Genomic DNA, 17,872 nt, shown 5'->3' with positions numbered 1-17,872 from the left:
TTACGTTACACTTCTGACATAATAACAAACCTGAATTCATTACCCCGACTTCGGGTTATAAGCTTGCACAGGGTGATTCATGCCAGACATATCAGAGCAAGAAATTAGCCAAAAACGTTTACTCGAAATTAATACCGCTTTAGAAAGTGGTATGTTCGTCTACGTGCGAAAAATGTTTCAGAACATGCCAGCTTATGATATCGCCTTATTGCTTGAATCTTCAACTTCGCGCAGTCGTACTATCTTATGGCAATTAACCGATGCTGATTTGCAGGGTGAAATTCTCGAAGAATTATCGGAAGAAGTACGGAAAGGCATTTTAAAGAACATGCAGCCGGAAAAGCTTGCTGCGGTTGCCGAAGGCATGGACATTGATGATCTTGCCGAAGTATTAAGAACTCTGCCTGACTCCGTTTATAACGAAGTATTAAACTCAATGGACTCGCAGGACAGAACGCGAGTTGAACAAGCGCTATCGTACGAAGAAGATACCGCCGGCGGTATCATGAATACCGATACCATCACTCTTCGTCCTGATATTACTATTGATGTGATCTTACGTTACTTACGTTTAAAGGGGGAGCTCCCTGAAGCAACAGACTCTTTCTATGTAGTTAACCGTCAGGATAAGTTTATTGGTTCGGTATCATTGGCCACTCTGATCACCGCGAGGCCGGAACAAACGATTGATGAAATCACCGATTACGATACCGTACCAGTACCTGCTGATACTGAAGAATCAGAAGTGGCAAAATTGTTTGAACGCCATGATTGGTTCTCTGCCCCCGTTATTGATGCCGACGGCCGTTTATTAGGTCGTATCACCATTGATGATGTTATTGATATTATTCGTGAAGACGCCGAACACTCAATGATGAGTATGGCCGGCCTGGACGATGAAGCCGATACCTTTGCCCCAGTGTTGAAAAGTACGCAACAGCGTTCTATTTGGCTGGGAGTGAACTTAATTACCGCTTTAATGGCCGTCGCGGTGTCGAGTATGTTTGAAGGCATTCTCGCCGAAATGGCGATATTAGCCGTACTTAACACCTTAGTGCCAAGTATGGGTGGCGTTGCCGGTAACCAGACCTTAACGCTAGTCATTCGAGGCATGGCACTCGGTCATATTGGTGAAAATAATTCACGCATCATTCTTAACAAAGAAATTGCTGTCGGTTTTTTAAATGGCTTAATTTGGGCATTGTTCATTGCCGGAATTGTCGCCATCTGGAAACAAGATATTGTGCTTGGTGGCATCATTGCTTTTGCCATGCTGATGAATTTAACTGTCGCCGGCCTGGCAGGAGTTGCAACACCGCTATTTTTGAGAAAAATAAATATTGATCCGGCATTGGCCGGGAGTGTAATACTGACGACTATCACTGATGTGGTGGGAATATTTGCTTTCTTGGGGACGGCAACCTGGTTGTTAGGGAAGTAGGGAATAGAAAAAGAGCACCGTCATTGCGGCGCAGGCCGCAACCTCCATTCGGATATAAAGTGCCTAGAAACAAGCGTTTCCAAATTTTGAGGTAGTGTGTTGCATCGTGAACAAGCACAGTTATTAGGAAAATATTTTAATAAGGCTCTGTTTGCGTCAGGAGGTACCGGCCTGCGCCGGCATGACGGCGTATTTTTTATAGTTTATAACCGACGTAAAGAACTTCCACTGTTTCTCTTACCCTACTGTCCCGACACTTGCATTTCTTCGACGATTATTGAGCCGGTTAAAATACTGCCACGCTTGTCATAATCACTACCTGTTGCCACTATCGATTTAAAGATATCTTTTAGGTTACCGGCAATAGTGATTTCAGAAACAGGGTAAACAACCTCACCATTTTCCACCCAAAACCCGGCAGCACCACGAGAATAATCACCGTTGACAACATTCACTCCCTGGCCCATCATTTCGGTGACTAACAAGCCGGTGCCCAAAGTTTTCAACATCGCATCAAAGTCACCGCCATTGGCGGAAATTTGCCAATTATGAATGCCACCGGCATTACCCGTTGAAGTAAGTCCTAACTTACGGGCTGAATAGCTGGTCAAAAGATAGGTTTGCAACACGCCATCGGTAATGATCTCTTTATCAACGGTGGCAACACCTTCAGCGTCAAAGCTGCTACTGGCTAATGCTTTCAATACATGCGGTCGTTCAGAAATATTCAGGTGCGATGAAAACACCGGTTTGCCAATCGCATCGAGTAAAAAAGACGAATTGCGGTATAAATTACCCCCACTAATCGCGGCGATAAAATGGCCAAATAAACTATTGGCAACATCGGCACGAAACATTACCGGCACTTTTTGGGTCTTTAACTTTTGGCTGTTTAAGCGCGCAATGGCAGCGGTTGCCGATTCAACACCAACCTTTGTAGGCGATTGTAACTGGTCAAATTCACGACTTACGGTATAACTATAATCACGCTGCATATCCTCGCCAGAACTTGCAATCATCATACAACTTAAACTGTGACGGGTGCTTGGGTAACCTACCAACTGACCATGACTGTTGCCGTACACTTTAAAACCTTCGTAACTGGCAAAGTTGGCACCATCGGAGTTGGTGATCTTGGCATCATAAGACAAGGCACTGTTTTCCGCTTCTACGGCAATAGCAATCGCTTGTTCGGTTGATAATTGCTGTGGATGATATAAATCTAACTCTTGCGGAGTAAACGCCAATAATTCTTTATCGGCTAGACCTGAACAAGGGTCGACTGAGGTATACTTTGCAATATTGACAGCCGCTTGGACCGACTGCTGCAGAGCCGTTTCGCTTAAATCGGCCGTAGATGCCGAGCCTTTACGGCCATCTTTGTATACCGTGATGCCTAGCGCACCGTCATTGGTGAACTCTACCGTATCTACGTCGCCAAGTCGCGTTGAAACACTTAATCCTTGTTGCTTACTTATCGAGACTTCCGCATTATCTGCGCCCAACTTCTTGGCTAACTCGAGTACTTTAGCAACACTGTTTTTTACCTGCCCGATGGCATCATTGATTGATTTAGCTTTATCCATTTTTTACATCAATAGTTACTACCAATTCAATTACATTGGTATTGAAAACGTTAATTTTGCTAGCATAGCATACAGAGATTAATTAACTGACTGTTATGTTGTATAATCACATCATTATTTTTAATTACCCAGCAATATAAAGATTCCGTTATGGCCAAGAAGAAAGCAAAAGAGATAGATGAAGATATCATCATCGTTAGCAAAACCGAAATTAAGCAAGACATGAAAGATATGCAAAAATTAGGTGAGCAAATTTGCAAATTAAATCAGAATCAACGCAAAAAATTACCGCTTAACGAAGAAATTGAAGCAGCCCTGGTCATTGCCGATAAAATTCGTGGCAAACACGACGCCTTCCACCGTAACGTGCAATTTATCGCGAAACAGTTAACCGCTTCGAATCATGAAGAAATACAGCTTGAACTTGATAAGATGAACAACAAGCACTCGCATGAGCTGATAAAAATAGCCAAACTAGAACAGATCCGCGAACAATTAATCAGCCAGGGCAATAGTAAGGTTGAAGAACTGTTAGCCAACTATGAAGGATTCGAACGCCAACGCATGCGCCAATTGGTCCGCCAGGCAGCGAAAGAAGTAAAACAGGAAAAGCCAGGGAAAAGCTTCAGGGAATTATTTAAATACTTAAAAGATAATATTCCGTTAAACCAGATATAAAATATAGTGGGGTCATACCCTTGCTTCTATACCCGCTCCACTTCAAGTGGTGGAACGGGTATAGTATTAGCACGCATGGATAATGACCCCACTATATTTTAAATCGCTACTGAGTGCCGCCGATGGTCATTTCATCGACTTTCAATGTTGGCTGGCCAACGCCTACAGGTACGCTTTGACCATCTTTGCCACAAACTCCCACGCCGCTATCTAGCGCAAGATCATTACCCACCATGCTCACCTGTTGCATCGCTTCGGGGCCACTACCAATTAAGGTGGCACCTTTTACTGGCGCGGTTATTTCACCATTTTCGATTAAATAAGCTTCGGCGGTGGTAAATACAAATTTTCCAGAAGTAATATCTACCTGGCCACCAGCAAAATTAGGCGCATAGATACCTTTCTTCACCGATTTGATAATATCTTTCGGTGAGTGCTCGCCGGCGAGCATATAAGTATTGGTCATGCGTGGTAAGGGTAAATGCGCATATGATTCACGACGACCATTGCCGGTGGGTTTCCCTCCCATTAAATGGGCATTATGCTTATCTTGCATGTAACCTTTTAATATACCATCTTCAATCAGCACATTATATTGACCGGGCGTGCCTTCATCATCAATTGCCACCGAACCGCGACGATTATGCATAGTGCCATCATCAACAATGGTGCAGTGTTTTGACGCGACTTGCTGACCAATTTTTCCAGAAAAAGCGGAAGAGCCTTTTCGATTAAAGTCCCCTTCAAGACCATGACCAACAGCTTCATGCAATAATACTCCGGGCCAACCAGCACCTAACACTACCGGTAACATACCGGCGGGCGCATCAACGGCAACCAAATTTACCAGTGCTTGTCTTACCGCTTCTTCGGCATATTGCTGATAACGTGGTTTACCGTGTTCTACTTCAAAAAAGTAACTGTAGCCTACACGGGCTCCGCCTCCTGAGTTTCCGCGTTCACGCTTGCCATTTTCGGCAACGAGAACGGAGCAATTCAAGCGCACTAAAGGTCTTATATCGGTGGCAAAAGTACCATCACTGGCAGCAACCAATATTTTCTCATAAACTCCCGACAAGCTAACAATTACCTGCTCAACGCGAGTATCTTGATCCCGAGCATGAGCTTCAACATCATGCAGTAACGTGATTTTTTGCTCTTGCGATAGCGTTGCTAACGGATCTTCGCCAGTATACAGTGGCCGATGTTGCTGCCCTGAAAATACTTTTATCGTTTGACTCTTGTCATCCTGAACAATACCACGGGCTGCAGAGCCTGCTTTTAATAAGGCACTGGCATTGATGTCATCCGAATAGGCAAAACCCGTTTTTTCACCACTTATCGCTCGTACACCGACGCCGCGTTCAATATTATACGAACCTTCTTTTACAATACCATCTTCGAGCATCCAGGACTCATGGCTCGATGATTGAAAATATAGATCGGCAAAATCAATATTGCGATGGCAAATATGATCTAATACCTTGCTCAGATCTTCCTGACCGAGTTGGCTTGCGTGTAAAAGTTCTTGTTCAACCAAATTCATCATAGTTTCCGTGATAGTTTAAGTGTACGTTGTTGTGCTACTGATTAGATTTTAGCACGACTGAAAATTTATTATGTGTGGAGACCGGGATGTCGGATCTCACTTTCTTTAACAAGTCAGGCTCAAAACTAGCCTTTTTTGTTTCACCGATTCACTCAGTCGACTCGCTCTTAGGTCCAGTTTCCGGTTTAAGTTCTGGTTCTGGTTTTTGTTCGGGTTGGGCTTGATCCGGTTTACTTTTGCCGACGTTGACGTTTCGACTCTTGCGATCAACTTCTTTCAAGTTTGGCTCCGCGGTACTGCCGGTTAATTCAAAATTGATCACCGAAAACACTTCGGCTTTCTCTATCACTTGGTCACCAGCGAGAATGATCACGCCAATAATTGGATTCACTACCCAAGCCGCAATAACCGGTAAACTGGAAGTCACTTTTGGCGCAAAAGCCATTTTATAATCAAGCTGATTAGTCGTCAGGTCGGTATTGCCTTTGATCGTTAAATTGCCAGCCGCACCATTCATTTTCAGATTATCGGTATAAACGATGCCGTTTGCTACGTTAAATGTACCTTTAAAATCATCATAAAACATCCCCTTGGAAAATATATCACGAAAGTCTAAGGTTAACTTTCTGACCAAAGACTGCAAACTGAAAAGGGATAATAAACGAGCGCCCTGATCGCTAACATCGGCAAGGTAGCCATCATCGAGTTTGCCTTTAAACTTACCATTTAATGTCGACAAATTGAATTGCTGCGGACCGCCTTGCCAATTGAAATTAAAACTGCTTTTCATGCCACTGTCTTTAATGCCAGACTCGATACCAAACGCGGCAATTTCAGCTTCAATATCTTTAGTATTGAGGCTACCGGAGAGCGACGTGATATCTACCGTACTATCTTTTTTCCAGCTGCCGCTAAGATCTACTTCACTACCCTTGCGTCTGGCGGTAAAGGATTTCAAACTGAGTAGCTCATTAGAAGTATTTTCTAAATCAAACTTCACCTTGCCAAGGTCTAACTGTTGATAGCGACAACTATCACAAGAAAATCTTATTCGTGGTATTTCCGCAGGGCCAATAACTGCCGTGTCAGAACTTGCTGCGACGCTACTTTGCTCATTATCGCTGGTGTTGGCGCCGTCGGTAGTTTGCTCAGTATTAGTAAAATTAATATAATCGGCGTCTATTTCAAGCCCTTGTTCGACAAAATCGTGATAAAACTTGATCCGGCTACGCACTTGCTCACCGTTTAATTGCAACAACCACCATTGATCTTGATTGAGTAAATTAAAATCAACATCGGTGATCGTCTGGCCAAAAAAATCGATTTCATTGACATCGCCACGAATTCTTTCTGGCACTTGCAATAAAGCGACTCCTGCAGTGTCTTCATTGTTGCCTTCACTATCTCCTGTAGAGTCTGGTAGTGAATCAACAATATCAAAAATAAGCTCATGCCATTGTTGATAGACAATGCTATCCAGGCCGGTGGTAATGTGAAAACCCTTCATCGGCAATAACATTTTTTCATCACCTAAGGTCAGCTGTGCCCGTTCGAAGGTGACTTTTTGATGATCTAAATCACCATAAAAACTTAACATGTCACCAAGCTTGGCTTTGATCGTTGATTTTGATGAACCGCCTTTGACGTTAGCGCTTAAATTCTGTTTGTCACCATATGCTTTCATGTACGGGTCAGGCAACGCCAGCTCGGCTTGTTCAAGGCTTGAAGCGATATCTAATTGATAACTAAATTCTCCATCTTGCGGGATCGCTAAAGCAAGCCGGCCTTGCCAATCGACTACGCCATTAAGGTAACTATGCAATGGTTGCGGTATTTGTGGCCGATACGCTGCTTGCTGCCAGTTCGCAAGAAGTTCGATATTGAGTTGATAATAATCATCTTCCACCTGACCTTCGACATTAAGAGCCATCGGCATGCCACGCCAATCTAAAGTCAAATTTTCAGTACTAATCACTTCATTAGTAAAACTTAATTGGCCGGCCACCTTACTAAATTCCATTTCCGGTGCACTAAGCTTGATCAGGTTATCATTGAGGTTTATCAGCCCGCGCGCTACGGTATTATCGGTATCAGAGAGCGGTACGTCTAAGGCAAATGTGCCGGAGATAAATCCCTGTGGACCAAGAACATCCAGAGTTGCCCCTACACTGCCGGCCATTGGGCTTGCTAACATCAATTGATGTATTGCTTCGGCCTGTGTGGCAACCGGCGCACGCACCGTTAATATTGAATCACCACTTAATGATTCAATACCAACCACGACACCTTGGGTTGCCGTACCCATTAAGTCACCATCGTAAGCGGTAATCAACATCGAATCGTTGGTAAAATTTAAGTTTAGTTGAGCTTGTTCAATCGCTGGCCAGGTATCAACGAAGCGGTATTTAGCCTGTGTGATATCGGCATCGACCATAAAAATACCGCTGCTATCCAAGAATGGAAAAGTGGCAACTGGACCATTAAAAACCACCGCAGCTTGCTTAACGTCACCATGAAAAATAGCGCCGGTCAAATAATCAACCAAACTTTCACTCATCACCGGTAATGGTAAATAATATTGCACTTTACTGGCATCGCCGTCGTGCACGTATGCAAATAAACTTAACACACCACCTTGTTGCTCTTGCTGTGAAAATTGCACATCAGCAGAGATAGATAGTTCATCAGAAAGTAGTTGAATATCAGAGACTGCTAACTTCCATCCAGCTTCTCCCCAATTTAGCTCAGTACGGGCAGTCAATTGATTAAATGGTATTGGCCGCGAAAAACCGTCGGCAAAATCCAAAGCACTATCGTGCGCATCAATATCCAGCTGTATTTTATCTTTGTTAAACAGCAGTTCACCAGAAACGTGTTCTATTCCAGGGATACCATTTGACGCTTGCCAACCTAAATCATCGAGTAATAATTTTACCTGCACATCCTTGGCAGTTTTACGCATTTGGATATTGTTAACAGCACCGCTTATTTGCAAATCTGAATATTTATCCAGAGCCGGGAAGTTGTCACTAATTACCGGAAATAATTGCCATAAATTATCTAGTGAAACGCCTGAAATATTGGTCACCACCTCGCCCGCGTTGGCCGTTCCCTGAACTTGTAAATTGGCCCATGGAGTATCGTTAAACGAAATGGGGATATTGCTTGATTGCATGATGAAATCTTGCCCATTTTGTTGACGATATAGGCTGATATCACCCGCAGGTATTTTCAAAAAATGTTGTTGTTCATTACTATCCCAGGAAAACACATTCTCTCCTAGCGATAGATGCATTTCGGTAGCAATACCCTGGTCGATTTCAAGCCAGGACTGAAAATTAATGGTGGAATTAAATTGCTCAGATTTCTCTGCAAAATAACGTTCTAGCCACGCGGATAAATTAATATTTCGCCCTTCTAAATAGACTTGTCCTTGTAAATCTTTTCTGTTTTCACCAGTGAGTTCCACCACTAATTTAGCACTATTAGTCGACACCCCGGCAATCTCAACTTTGCCAATACCTTTGTGGATATTATCTTCATTATGCCAGGCAAGCTTATTAATGATGGCAACATGCTCACGGGTTGGGTGCTTAAAGATAATTTTGCTGCCCACTACCGAAAATCGATTAACCTGCTGAAGTAATAATTCGGATAGCGCGTCAATATCAGTCTCTGTTTCTGATTCAATGCTTGCACTGCTCTTAAACAAAGTTCTGTCGATGGTAACTTCACCGCCAATCAAGGTTAAATTATTGCTTTTCAATTTCTGTGTTTTTATCGATCCCCAAAAATCAATGCCAATGTCAATTTCATCGATTTCAACAAAAAATGCCGCGGAATCAGACAAGATCACATCTTTAATGATTAGGGTAGGACCAAACCGCTTCCAGGCTGCTGATAAATGACCAATCTCTACTTCACCCTGATAGGTTTCATTGATGTAGTCTTCAAGATCCGTGGTAAACGTATCGGCATAAGGTAAAAATACCCGCGCAGAAGTTAACAGCACAGCAAAGAGCACCAACAAAACAGCCAGAGTTTTATAGAGTCGGTTTAACCAGCGATTGAGATAGCCCCAAAACGTTTTCACTACATCATTACCACATCAAATTGCTCTTGGTTATACATGGTTTCGGTTTGCACTTTTATTTGTTTGCCAATAAATACTTCTAACTCTGCAAGGTGGTGTAATTCATCATCATTTAGCCAATCGCTGACTTGTGGAGAGGCGTAAACAATGAATTTGTCAGCATCGTAGGCGCGGTTTACCCGCACAATTTCTCGCAATATCTCAAAACAGACCGTTTCTACGGTTTTTAAATTTCCACGGCCATCGCAAACAGGACATTCGCCACAAAGAATATGTTCGAGTGATTCACGGGTGCGTTTTCGGGTCATTTCCACTAAACCGAGAGCTGAAAAATTACTGATGCTATATTTCACTTTGTCTTTCGCCATAGCCACATCAAGGCTGTGCAAAACTCTGCGTTTATGTTCATTGGAAATCATATCAATAAAATCGACAATAATGATGCCACCGAGATTTCTCAATCTTAATTGCCTGGCAATCGCCTGAGTGGCTTCAATATTGGTATTAAAGATGGTTTCTTCCAGATTTCGATGACCAACAAAGGCGCCGGTATTGATATCAATCGTAGTCATTGCTTCAGTTTGGTCGATAATTAAATAGCCACCTGATTTAAGTTCTACTTTACGTTGTAATGCCCGTTGGATTTCATTTTCAACCGCAAACAAGTCAAAAACTGGCCGCTCGCCCGGGTAATATTCAATGATAGGTTTTATTTCTGGCACAAACTCATCAGTAAACTCAATGAGTTGATCGAAAGTCAGGCGAGAATCGACGCGTACGCGTTCCAGGCCACTGCCAACAAAGTCGCGTATGATCCGAGAAGCCAAAAATAAATCCTGATAAATCGGTAAATTGGTTTGTTTTCGCTGTTTGCGCTCTGATACTTTTTGCCAAACCCGGCGTAAAAATTCGGCGTCGTGAGCAAGCTCTTCATCACCGGCCCCTTCGGCCACAGTACGCACAATAAAGCCGCCCTGATCATCACAAAATGGCAACACGATATTCTTTAAGCGACTACGTTCATTTTCATCCTCAATACGTTGTGAAACGCCAGCATGAGTTGAATTAGGCATCATCACCAAATAACGTGATGCTATGGTGATATCTGTGGTTAACCGCGCCCCTTTTGTGCCAAGCGGATCTTTTACCACTTGCACCATGATGTGTTGCCCCTCATGCACTAAAGTGCGAATATCTGGCACTTCATTTTCACTGGCTTCGGCATTAATGATCAATTTGGTACGGATATCCGAAGCGTGTAAAAATGCGGCTTTGTCTAAGCCGATATCAACAAAAGCTGCTTGCATGCCCGGTAATACCCGAATAATTTTTCCCAGGTAAATATTGCCAACAATACCGCGCTTGGAATTACGTTCGATATGAACTTCTTGTAACGTGCCATTTTCTATTACCGCAACTCGAGTTTCACTCGGCGTTACATTAATCAGTAATTCACCACTCATAACAAACCTTTTTTATTAATTTTTTTTGCATTAAGCAGCAACTGTTCGGTTTCGTATAAGGGTAAACCAACGACCGCTGAATAACTGCCATTAATACTTTTCACAAATTTTCCGGCAATACCTTGAATGCCATAGCCACCGGCTTTATCTTGTGGTTCACCCGTTTGCCAATATTGGCTGATTTCCTCAGGACTTAATTCTTTAAAATGCACCTCGGTAGAAACGACCTCAGACAATATTGTCTGCGCCTTACTCACAGTGACATCAGAGGCTTTGGTTAACTCGGGTTGTTCAGCCTTAATGATAGCAATTGCGGTCAAAACTTGATGCTGTTTATTCGATAAAGATGTAAGCATTTGCAAATAGTGTTCAAAACTGTCCGGCTTGCCGAGTATGTTGCCGGCATTCACCACTACCGTATCGGCGCCCAAGACCATATCTCCAGCATTGATGTTAATTAAATTATTATAGCCCGCCTGGGCTTTTTCTATTGCCATACGCCCAACGAAGTGTCTGGCGCTTTCGCCACTTTGCGGGATTTCGTCGATGCTTGCAGACACTAATTCAAACTGCTGGGCAATTTGCAATAACAGTTCTTGTCGTCGTGGCGATTTAGAAGCTAAATACAGCATGTTAATGCACCTTAAACTGACGTCTTATTTTACGTAATAATAAAAACACCACTGGCCAGATAATGGCAGAAGTGAGCACCGGTTTGAGGTAGCTGATGGAAAAATCTACATCAAAAATAAATCGTTGCAGCCAAAAAATAATCAAGTGATACAAGGCGACGAGTAAGCCAATAATAAAGGACTGTTGCCATAATGAAAAATTGCGAATTTTTTGATAATTATTGGCGGAGACATATACCACTAAAGCCGTAGCAAAAGCATTGATACCCAATACCGACCCCAGTAGTACATCAATAATAAAGCCAATCATCCAGGCAAACAGCACATTCACCCGATTTGGCAGGGCGATACTCCAATAAGCCACCACCAGTAATGCCCAGTTCGGTCGAAAAGCATCAACGCCAATAGGCAACGGCATAATGGTTAATATCAAAGAGATGACCAACGTAAATAAGATCACTGAATTGTTATGTTTAGCTTTCATCCGCCACCTGCCTGGTTTGCTGGTTGCTCGGTAAAGGCTTGTCATATTGACTTTCAACGAGCGGAGTCTGATGCGGCCAAAGCAACAATAAGTAACGTAAACGGTTCATCTCGACAATAGGCTGAACCCGAATGCGGGCAAATTCTTTATTGGGGTTTTCCGAAATGTAAGACACCATTGCCACCGGGTAACCTTCTGGAAATTTCCCGCCTAACCCGGAAGTAACCAGTAAATCCCCCACCCTGATATCGGTGGAATGAGCAATGTGATTTACTTCCATTTGATTAAAGCTACCGGTACCACTGGCAATTAACCGCACCCCATTACGATGAACTCGCAGTGGAATGGCGTGAGTAATATCGGTGATCAGCAAGACTCTGGAATTATTGGCGCCTACATGCAGGATTTGGCCAACAACACCGGTTTCATCAATAACCGGTTGGCCTTCATAAATTCCATCATTTATACCGCGGTTGATCACAATTTGGTGTGAATAAGGATCGCTGTCGACAGCAAGAATTTCTGCCACCATTTTTTTCAACGGATTGCGCAACGGTGATGCCAGCAATTTTCTTAAACGATCATTCTCTTGTTTAAGAATGTCCAACTCAAGCAACTTCTCATAAAGCATCAGCTCATTCATTTGTAAGCGCTGGTTATCCAACATTAATTGTTTGCGCGAAACCAGATTATCACTGGCATAATCCATAATTTGTTTAGGCGTGCTGGCAATATATTGTAATGGACTTACCAGTGATTGTAGGTAACCTCGAGCAACTTCAAAGCTTGCTAGTTTATGGTCGCAATAAATGAAGACGCCTGAGAGTAGCAGCGCAACAAGCATCCTTCTATGGCTGGAATAGCCATCTATAAAAATGGGTTTCATGATATCAGCTTAACTAAATTCCCAATTCAGAGCTATGAAATAACAAGTTAGAGTAACAACTTGCTTACTCAATAAATTACACCAATCGGTCGTAAGGTATATATTACAAAGGCAGCTGAAGCTGCCTGTTGTTTATTTACTGATAGGGTGTTATTCGTAGGCGAATAAATCACCACCGTGCATGTCAATCATCTCAAGTGCCTTACCACCGCCACGAGCCACACAAGTTAGCGGGTCATCGGCAACAATCACCGGAATGCCCGTTTCTTCGGCCAACAGACGATCTAAATCTTTTAACAAGGCGCCGCCACCGGTTAACACCATGCCACGTTCAGAAATATCGGAAGCAAGTTCCGGTGGTGATTGTTCTAAGGCAACCATAACCGCACTTACGATCCCAGAAAGAGGTTCTTGCAGAGCCTCTAAAATTTCATTACTGTTTAAGGTAAAACTTCTTGGCACACCTTCCGCAAGGTTACGGCCGCGAACTTCAATCTCAACCAGTTCTTCGCCTGGGTAAGCACTACCAATTTCTTGTTTAATGCGCTCTGCGGTCGCTTCACCAATAAGGCTACCAAAATTACGACGAACATAGTTGATAATCGCATCATCAAATTTGTCACCACCAATTCGCACTGATGAAGAGTAGACCAAACCATTTAGTGAGATAATACCGACTTCAGTGGTACCACCACCAATATCCACGACCATAGAACCGGTTGCTGCCGAAACAGGTAAATCAGCGCCGATTGCCGCAGCCATAGGCTCATCAATTAAATGCACATCACGAGCGCCTGCTCCTTCTGCCGACTCTTTAATGGCACGTCGCTCAACTTGCGTTGAACCACAAGGAACACAGACTAATACGCGAGGGCTAGGACGAAGGAAGTTATTCGAATGAATTTGTTTGATGAAATGCTGCAGCATTTTTTCAGTCACAAAAAAGTTAGCAATAACGCCATCTTTCATTGGTCGAATGGCTTCGATATTACCCGGCGTACGACCTAGCATTTGTTTGGCTGCGGTACCGACTGCGGCAACACTTTTATTGCCGCCAGATCGGTCTTGACGAATCGCTACTACAGACGGTTCGTCCAGGACGATGCCTTGGTCTTTAACATAAATCAGAGTGTTAGCTGTTCCTAAATCGATAGACAAATCGTTTGAGAACATACCACGTAAAAATTTAAACATGGGGAGAAAAATCCTATTGCTTAGCGTTGCATTTTTTATCGTTTTATCAGGCTGAAACTCGCGGTATTAACCGACTTTTTCTGTTATTTTTATTATATCCATTTATTGTTGTCGCCAGATAAAAATAATCATTATTTTTTAGTGCGAACATCATAACCCAGCCGATAAAAAAATGTACTAGATAATTGTTAAAAATAAGGCAAATGTTGCACTTTTTTAGTTAAATGCTTTTTTTTATAAATTTATCGATTTCTTTTGTTCACAGCTTAAGCCTTCACCGTCGTCAACAATTACAAAAGATGGCGTTGCTGATAGGGATTGAGCAGGAGGTTCTGCCGCGACAACAGCGAATACTGTTGCCCCCAAAAGTAAAAAATGGCGGTTAACAATTACATTCTTGCTGTTAATTAGTCGGTAAAATTTACTGCAAACTCCTCGCCTCAACCTGTAATGTTCTACTTGTTCTTACACTACCCGCATCACAAGCGCCGGTTGCCGTTAAGGTAAAATATGTCACCCCAGATTCGATAAAATCAGTACATTGTAAAGTCTCGATATGACAACCTATTAATCCAGGTACATTGGCAAGGTCTGGTACTGTGGCCGCATTCACTACCGCACAATCCACAATTTCGGAGCCTAATGGAAATAGTTGCTGCAACCCCCATTGATTACCGATATCTGCCGCCGCATAAGCACGAGTACCAAAGACTTGATAAGAAACGGTTTCACTCGACGATGCGATGATCCGTACTAATGCTGCTGCCATTAAACTCAATACCACAATCATAAAAACGGCCATGATCAAACTTGCGCCTTGCTGTTTTTTTTGAGCAAGGTTTAACGTCGGCGAAAAGTAAGCAGAACGATTATGGGACATTGCTGATGTGCACTCCATTACTAAAGAACACATTGTCATTATTTTTTGAAAATTTAAAATTAACCTGCACTATGGCAGCACGTTGCAGTATTGCGTCGAACACAAATGGAAAGCAGCTGCCATGGCAAACATCGATATGTTCCGCCATTAAAACGCCACCGCTGAGAATCGACTGGTTTATCGAAAAACCATAATTTTGATGACGATGTAAACTGCCGTTTGTTGCACAAAAACTCACCGGCTCAGAGACGATGAATAACCGTCCACTGGGGGATTCGGCGGCAAAACTAAAGGCCGAATCTATGGTGATCCGCCATTTATTACCTGCAGGCTTAGCGACACTCGTTAAGCCTATGGCTTTTTTGCTGCTCGCATGATCGTAGATGTCGCTGCTCGCAATTGGGTAAACAATCACCATATCCTTGCTGTTCGTTTGATAATCACTACTGGCTTTTACGACATCAAAAGTCGTTTTTGGCGGATCTGGCAGCAGCGGAATATCAAGGTAAAAGCTGCTCACCACAATGGGAACAAATTCCAGGCATTGAGTGCTGCCATCATCGATAATTCGAACCGAATTAGGCAACGCATTGCTTAATTCCCGGTTTAACCGTTCTATGGCAAAGCGAGCATCCGAGATTAACGCATCACGGCCAGATACATCCTGATAAACCTTTGAACCTATGGTGATAAAACCGATAAAGCCTACTGAGGTAATGCTTAAAATCGCGATTACCAGTACCAGTTCAACTAAGGTAAAGCCTTTGCTTGTCTTATATAAATGGCCCTTGTTCATTCAACGTTGGCCTTATAAGTCGCAAAAGTAACCTCGGTTTCAAGCGGCGTTGTCACAGTAACGGTGATAAGTTTAGCCAGTAAAGCATTATCGATGATGGCGGCATAGTTATCGCTGTTACCATCATAATTATTATCGTAAACCACTTTTATCCGGACACTAAAACCTCGGTAGATGTCATTAATGTCTCGACCTAAAGCATCTTCAAAAACATCTAAGCCATGATAATCATCAACATCATTGTAATCAGCTCTGGTTTCTGCCCCGTCCACTCCTAAGGTGAGACTGGAAGTGCAAGGTCTCCAACCGGTTTCATTGCAACGTAATACCCCGCCATTAAAATCTGATTGTTGATCAAACGCTTTTGACCTAATTTCATTGAGCAACGACTGACCCAGCTCGGCCGCTCTGAGCAAATGAATTTGATCGGCACTTTCCCTCTCCTTTGGCATCATTGCCGCCATCATGAAGCCAATCACAACCACCATAAAGGTCATGCCAATGACCAATTCAATTAAGGTAAAACCGGCTTGTTTATGATGCCCAGGAATTGATCGGTGCAAATGATTAACAGGCATGAATGTAGCCCTCACGTTCAATACAGAGCCGTGCTGTATCCACAGCATTGGTAAATTCTATGATGCATTGAGTGGAACATTCCAATACTCTCCCCCAAGAATCTATGGTTAAGGTTTCATTCGATGAGGAATTAATTAATACATTGGAACGGATAGGAATTTCAAAACCGGTATTATCGCGACGCCAGTCTGCCGTTAATATTTTATTGCGACAATCTGTCGTACTGCCGTATCCGGAGCCATCGCTTTTGATCAATATTTGATGGCAAGTTGCTGAGTCAGTCTGCTGCATTGCCCTTTGCTGTTTTAAACGCAGGTGGGAGATCATTTGATCGCGATATACAAACGCATCAAAACTGCTGCTCCCGAACTGCTTTGGCACCACAGTGATTGCCAAAATTGTGATAATAAGAACAACCACAATAAGTTCAACGATAGTAAAGCCTGATACTCGGCGAATTGTGCTTGCCATTATCTGTGCTTCAAACCTTAACAACCGATTAAATCGGGAGTGACATTGGGCCTATCTTCGACGGCATTACTTTCGGTATAGGTAATGATGCAAGTGGCTGGATTTTGCGCTCCTGTGATGCTAAAAATGCCCGTTTGATCATCATAACTGTAATCCGAGGTTTCCCATTCGATTTTAAGTAAGCTTTGGATACCCAGGCCATTGCCCGTGGTACCAGAACCGTCACCGGCAGCAGCGGCTGTCGGCCACCCGGCCAATAACGCATAAAAGTTAGAATCGACCTGAATTTCAGTATGATCACCGCTGATTAACGCTTTCGCGTGCGCAATATCAATCGCTGAATTTATCCGGCCCTGTAAGCCTTTCATGGTCGCGGTGCGTGCAGCGCCAGTTAAGTTGATGAATTTGGGTGCGGCAGTAGCGGCTAAAACACCTAAAAGTACGATAACAATGATTAATTCTATTAGGGTAAAGCCTTTGTTATTTGGCATAAAAAAGCCTCGATACTAAATGTCATTTACCGTTATCACTACTGAGCTGTTAGCTGGTAGATATGAAAAATTAATACCAATAGATTCATCACCATTAGGACTTATAAATTCATCGTCCGTTTTCGCTAACGTTTGTTTTAAATGATAAACACAACTTCGCAATGGCGCGATACCGGTGATAGAGACGAAATATTTATAGCTATCCGAGTCGATGCCATTTAGTTCGCCAATATTTTGCGTCACTAACGGCGGCTGTTGTAAAATATTATTCCAAATATCAACACAATCGACAAGCTCCAGGGTATCATTAGCCCCGGCTAGTCCAATGGGGTAGCCGGCACGTATGCCATTACTTTGGTTTTTTGTGGTGAGAATAAGGTCACTACCATCGTAATTCACCACGTTATAAGTACCATCCGTAGGGCGGCCTTCAACTTCCCACTGTGCTCTGGCTAATGACACTGCACTAGCAAAGCCGCCAGCCATACCTTCGATATTTGCCTGCTGGGCTTTATCAGTCAAATCCATGAACTTCGGAATTGCCGTAACGGCAAATAAACCGATTAAGACAAGAACAACCACTAATTCGATTAAAGTAAACCCTTTAATCTGATGCTTTTTATTTTTATTTTTATTCATAACTTCCTCA

The 17,872-nt window shown here is 43.0% G+C and carries 16 protein-coding genes; 2 read left to right on the top strand and 14 right to left on the bottom strand.

The genetic code is table 11. The features are described from left to right. Window positions 1–79: 79 nt before the first annotated feature. The gene (gene mgtE / locus ND16A_RS12485) at window positions 80–1,441 is read left to right on the top strand and encodes a magnesium transporter (RefSeq protein WP_033076958.1); all 1,362 of its coding nucleotides are present in this window, start codon (window positions 80–82) and stop codon (window positions 1,439–1,441) included. Between the two features lie 242 nt (window positions 1,442–1,683). Here the strand turns inward: mgtE and pmbA are convergent, their stop codons facing one another. Continuing rightward, on the bottom strand, window positions 1,684–3,027 hold the full coding sequence (pmbA, locus tag ND16A_RS12490; protein WP_033076957.1) for a metalloprotease PmbA: 1,344 nt from the start codon (window positions 3,025–3,027) through the stop codon (window positions 1,684–1,686). 150 nt (window positions 3,028–3,177) lie between these two features. Between pmbA and yjgA the strand changes: the two genes are divergently transcribed. After that, on the top strand, window positions 3,178–3,705 hold the full coding sequence (gene yjgA, locus ND16A_RS12495; RefSeq protein ID WP_033076956.1) for a ribosome biogenesis factor YjgA: 528 nt from the start codon (window positions 3,178–3,180) through the stop codon (window positions 3,703–3,705). Window positions 3,706–3,811: 106 nt separating this feature from the next. On the opposite strand, the gene tldD is transcribed toward yjgA, so the two are convergent. From tldD to ND16A_RS12550, 13 genes are all read right to left on the bottom strand, one after another. Then, window positions 3,812–5,251 carry a metalloprotease TldD gene (gene tldD, locus ND16A_RS12500; protein ID WP_033076955.1) on the bottom strand — a complete coding sequence of 480 codons (1,440 nt, stop codon included), beginning with the start codon at window positions 5,249–5,251 and terminating at the stop codon, window positions 3,812–3,814. A 151-nt stretch (window positions 5,252–5,402) separates the two neighbouring features. After that, entirely contained in the window at window positions 5,403–9,347 is a 3,945-nt protein-coding gene (locus tag ND16A_RS12505; protein ID WP_033076954.1) for a YhdP family protein, read from the bottom strand. Continuing rightward, window positions 9,347–10,810, bottom strand: coding sequence for a ribonuclease G (gene rng / locus ND16A_RS12510; RefSeq protein ID WP_033076953.1), 1,464 nt, complete (start codon window positions 10,808–10,810; stop codon window positions 9,347–9,349). Before rng ends, ND16A_RS12505 begins: the two co-directional genes overlap by 1 nt. Further along, complete coding sequence (locus tag ND16A_RS12515; protein WP_033076952.1) at window positions 10,807–11,442, bottom strand: Maf family protein; 636 nt, start codon at window positions 11,440–11,442, stop codon at window positions 10,807–10,809. The genes rng and ND16A_RS12515 overlap by 4 nt, the downstream gene beginning before the upstream one ends. Before the next feature lies 1 nt (window position 11,443). Further along, window positions 11,444–11,926: a rod shape-determining protein MreD gene (gene mreD, locus ND16A_RS12520; RefSeq protein ID WP_033076951.1), complete on the bottom strand. Its 483-nt coding sequence runs from the start codon at window positions 11,924–11,926 to the stop codon at window positions 11,444–11,446. After that, complete coding sequence (gene mreC, locus ND16A_RS12525) at window positions 11,916–12,812, bottom strand: rod shape-determining protein MreC (RefSeq protein ID WP_033076950.1); 897 nt, start codon at window positions 12,810–12,812, stop codon at window positions 11,916–11,918. Before mreC ends, mreD begins: the two co-directional genes overlap by 11 nt. Window positions 12,813–12,962: 150 nt before the next feature. Continuing rightward, window positions 12,963–14,006 carry a rod shape-determining protein gene (locus ND16A_RS12530; protein ID WP_033076949.1) on the bottom strand — a complete coding sequence of 348 codons (1,044 nt, stop codon included), beginning with the start codon at window positions 14,004–14,006 and terminating at the stop codon, window positions 12,963–12,965. Between the two features lie 421 nt (window positions 14,007–14,427). Further along, entirely contained in the window at window positions 14,428–14,886 is a 459-nt protein-coding gene (locus ND16A_RS20155) for a hypothetical protein (protein WP_052072971.1), read from the bottom strand. Further along, on the bottom strand, window positions 14,876–15,682 hold the full coding sequence (locus ND16A_RS12535) for a PilW family protein (RefSeq protein WP_033076948.1): 807 nt from the start codon (window positions 15,680–15,682) through the stop codon (window positions 14,876–14,878). The genes ND16A_RS20155 and ND16A_RS12535 overlap by 11 nt, the downstream gene beginning before the upstream one ends. Next, window positions 15,679–16,260, bottom strand: coding sequence for a type II secretion system protein (locus ND16A_RS12540; RefSeq protein ID WP_033076947.1), 582 nt, complete (start codon window positions 16,258–16,260; stop codon window positions 15,679–15,681). The genes ND16A_RS12535 and ND16A_RS12540 overlap by 4 nt, the downstream gene beginning before the upstream one ends. Further along, entirely contained in the window at window positions 16,250–16,732 is a 483-nt protein-coding gene (locus tag ND16A_RS21005; protein ID WP_033076946.1) for a pilus assembly FimT family protein, read from the bottom strand. The genes ND16A_RS12540 and ND16A_RS21005 overlap by 11 nt, the downstream gene beginning before the upstream one ends. A gap of 17 nt (window positions 16,733–16,749) precedes the next feature. Then, a complete protein-coding gene (locus ND16A_RS21845) occupies window positions 16,750–17,223 on the bottom strand; it encodes a prepilin-type N-terminal cleavage/methylation domain-containing protein (protein ID WP_052072970.1) in 474 nt (157 codons plus the stop codon). A gap of 15 nt (window positions 17,224–17,238) precedes the next feature. Then, a complete protein-coding gene (locus ND16A_RS12550; protein WP_052072969.1) occupies window positions 17,239–17,862 on the bottom strand; it encodes a prepilin-type N-terminal cleavage/methylation domain-containing protein in 624 nt (207 codons plus the stop codon). Window positions 17,863–17,872: the final 10 nt, after the last annotated feature.

Source organism: Thalassotalea sp. ND16A (assembly GCF_000764205.1).
Taxonomy (GTDB): domain Bacteria; phylum Pseudomonadota; class Gammaproteobacteria; order Enterobacterales; family Alteromonadaceae; genus Thalassotalea_A.
Note: the sequence above shows the minus strand (reverse complement) of the source record. Positions and strands in the feature narration are given on the sequence as shown.

Bases quoted from the DNA above. Each gene is read 5' to 3' on its own strand.
- mgtE (WP_033076958.1), top strand. From the start codon at position 80: ATGCCAGACATATCAGAGCAAGAAATTAGCCAAAAACGTTTACTCGAA.
- pmbA (WP_033076957.1), bottom strand. From the start codon at position 3,027: ATGGATAAAGCTAAATCAATCAATGATGCCATCGGGCAGGTAAAAAAC.
- yjgA (WP_033076956.1), top strand. From the start codon at position 3,178: ATGGCCAAGAAGAAAGCAAAAGAGATAGATGAAGATATCATCATCGTT.
- tldD (WP_033076955.1), bottom strand. From the start codon at position 5,251: ATGAATTTGGTTGAACAAGAACTTTTACACGCAAGCCAACTCGGTCAG.
- rng (WP_033076953.1), bottom strand. From the start codon at position 10,810: ATGAGTGGTGAATTACTGATTAATGTAACGCCGAGTGAAACTCGAGTT.
- ND16A_RS12515 (WP_033076952.1), bottom strand. From the start codon at position 11,442: ATGCTGTATTTAGCTTCTAAATCGCCACGACGACAAGAACTGTTATTG.
- mreD (WP_033076951.1), bottom strand. From the start codon at position 11,926: ATGAAAGCTAAACATAACAATTCAGTGATCTTATTTACGTTGGTCATC.
- mreC (WP_033076950.1), bottom strand. From the start codon at position 12,812: ATGAAACCCATTTTTATAGATGGCTATTCCAGCCATAGAAGGATGCTT.
- ND16A_RS12530 (WP_033076949.1), bottom strand. From the start codon at position 14,006: ATGTTTAAATTTTTACGTGGTATGTTCTCAAACGATTTGTCTATCGAT.
- ND16A_RS20155 (WP_052072971.1), bottom strand. From the start codon at position 14,886: ATGTCCCATAATCGTTCTGCTTACTTTTCGCCGACGTTAAACCTTGCT.
- ND16A_RS12535 (WP_033076948.1), bottom strand. From the start codon at position 15,682: ATGAACAAGGGCCATTTATATAAGACAAGCAAAGGCTTTACCTTAGTT.
- ND16A_RS12540 (WP_033076947.1), bottom strand. From the start codon at position 16,260: ATGCCTGTTAATCATTTGCACCGATCAATTCCTGGGCATCATAAACAA.
- ND16A_RS21005 (WP_033076946.1), bottom strand. From the start codon at position 16,732: ATGGCAAGCACAATTCGCCGAGTATCAGGCTTTACTATCGTTGAACTT.
- ND16A_RS21845 (WP_052072970.1), bottom strand. From the start codon at position 17,223: ATGCCAAATAACAAAGGCTTTACCCTAATAGAATTAATCATTGTTATC.
- ND16A_RS12550 (WP_052072969.1), bottom strand. From the start codon at position 17,862: ATGAATAAAAATAAAAATAAAAAGCATCAGATTAAAGGGTTTACTTTA.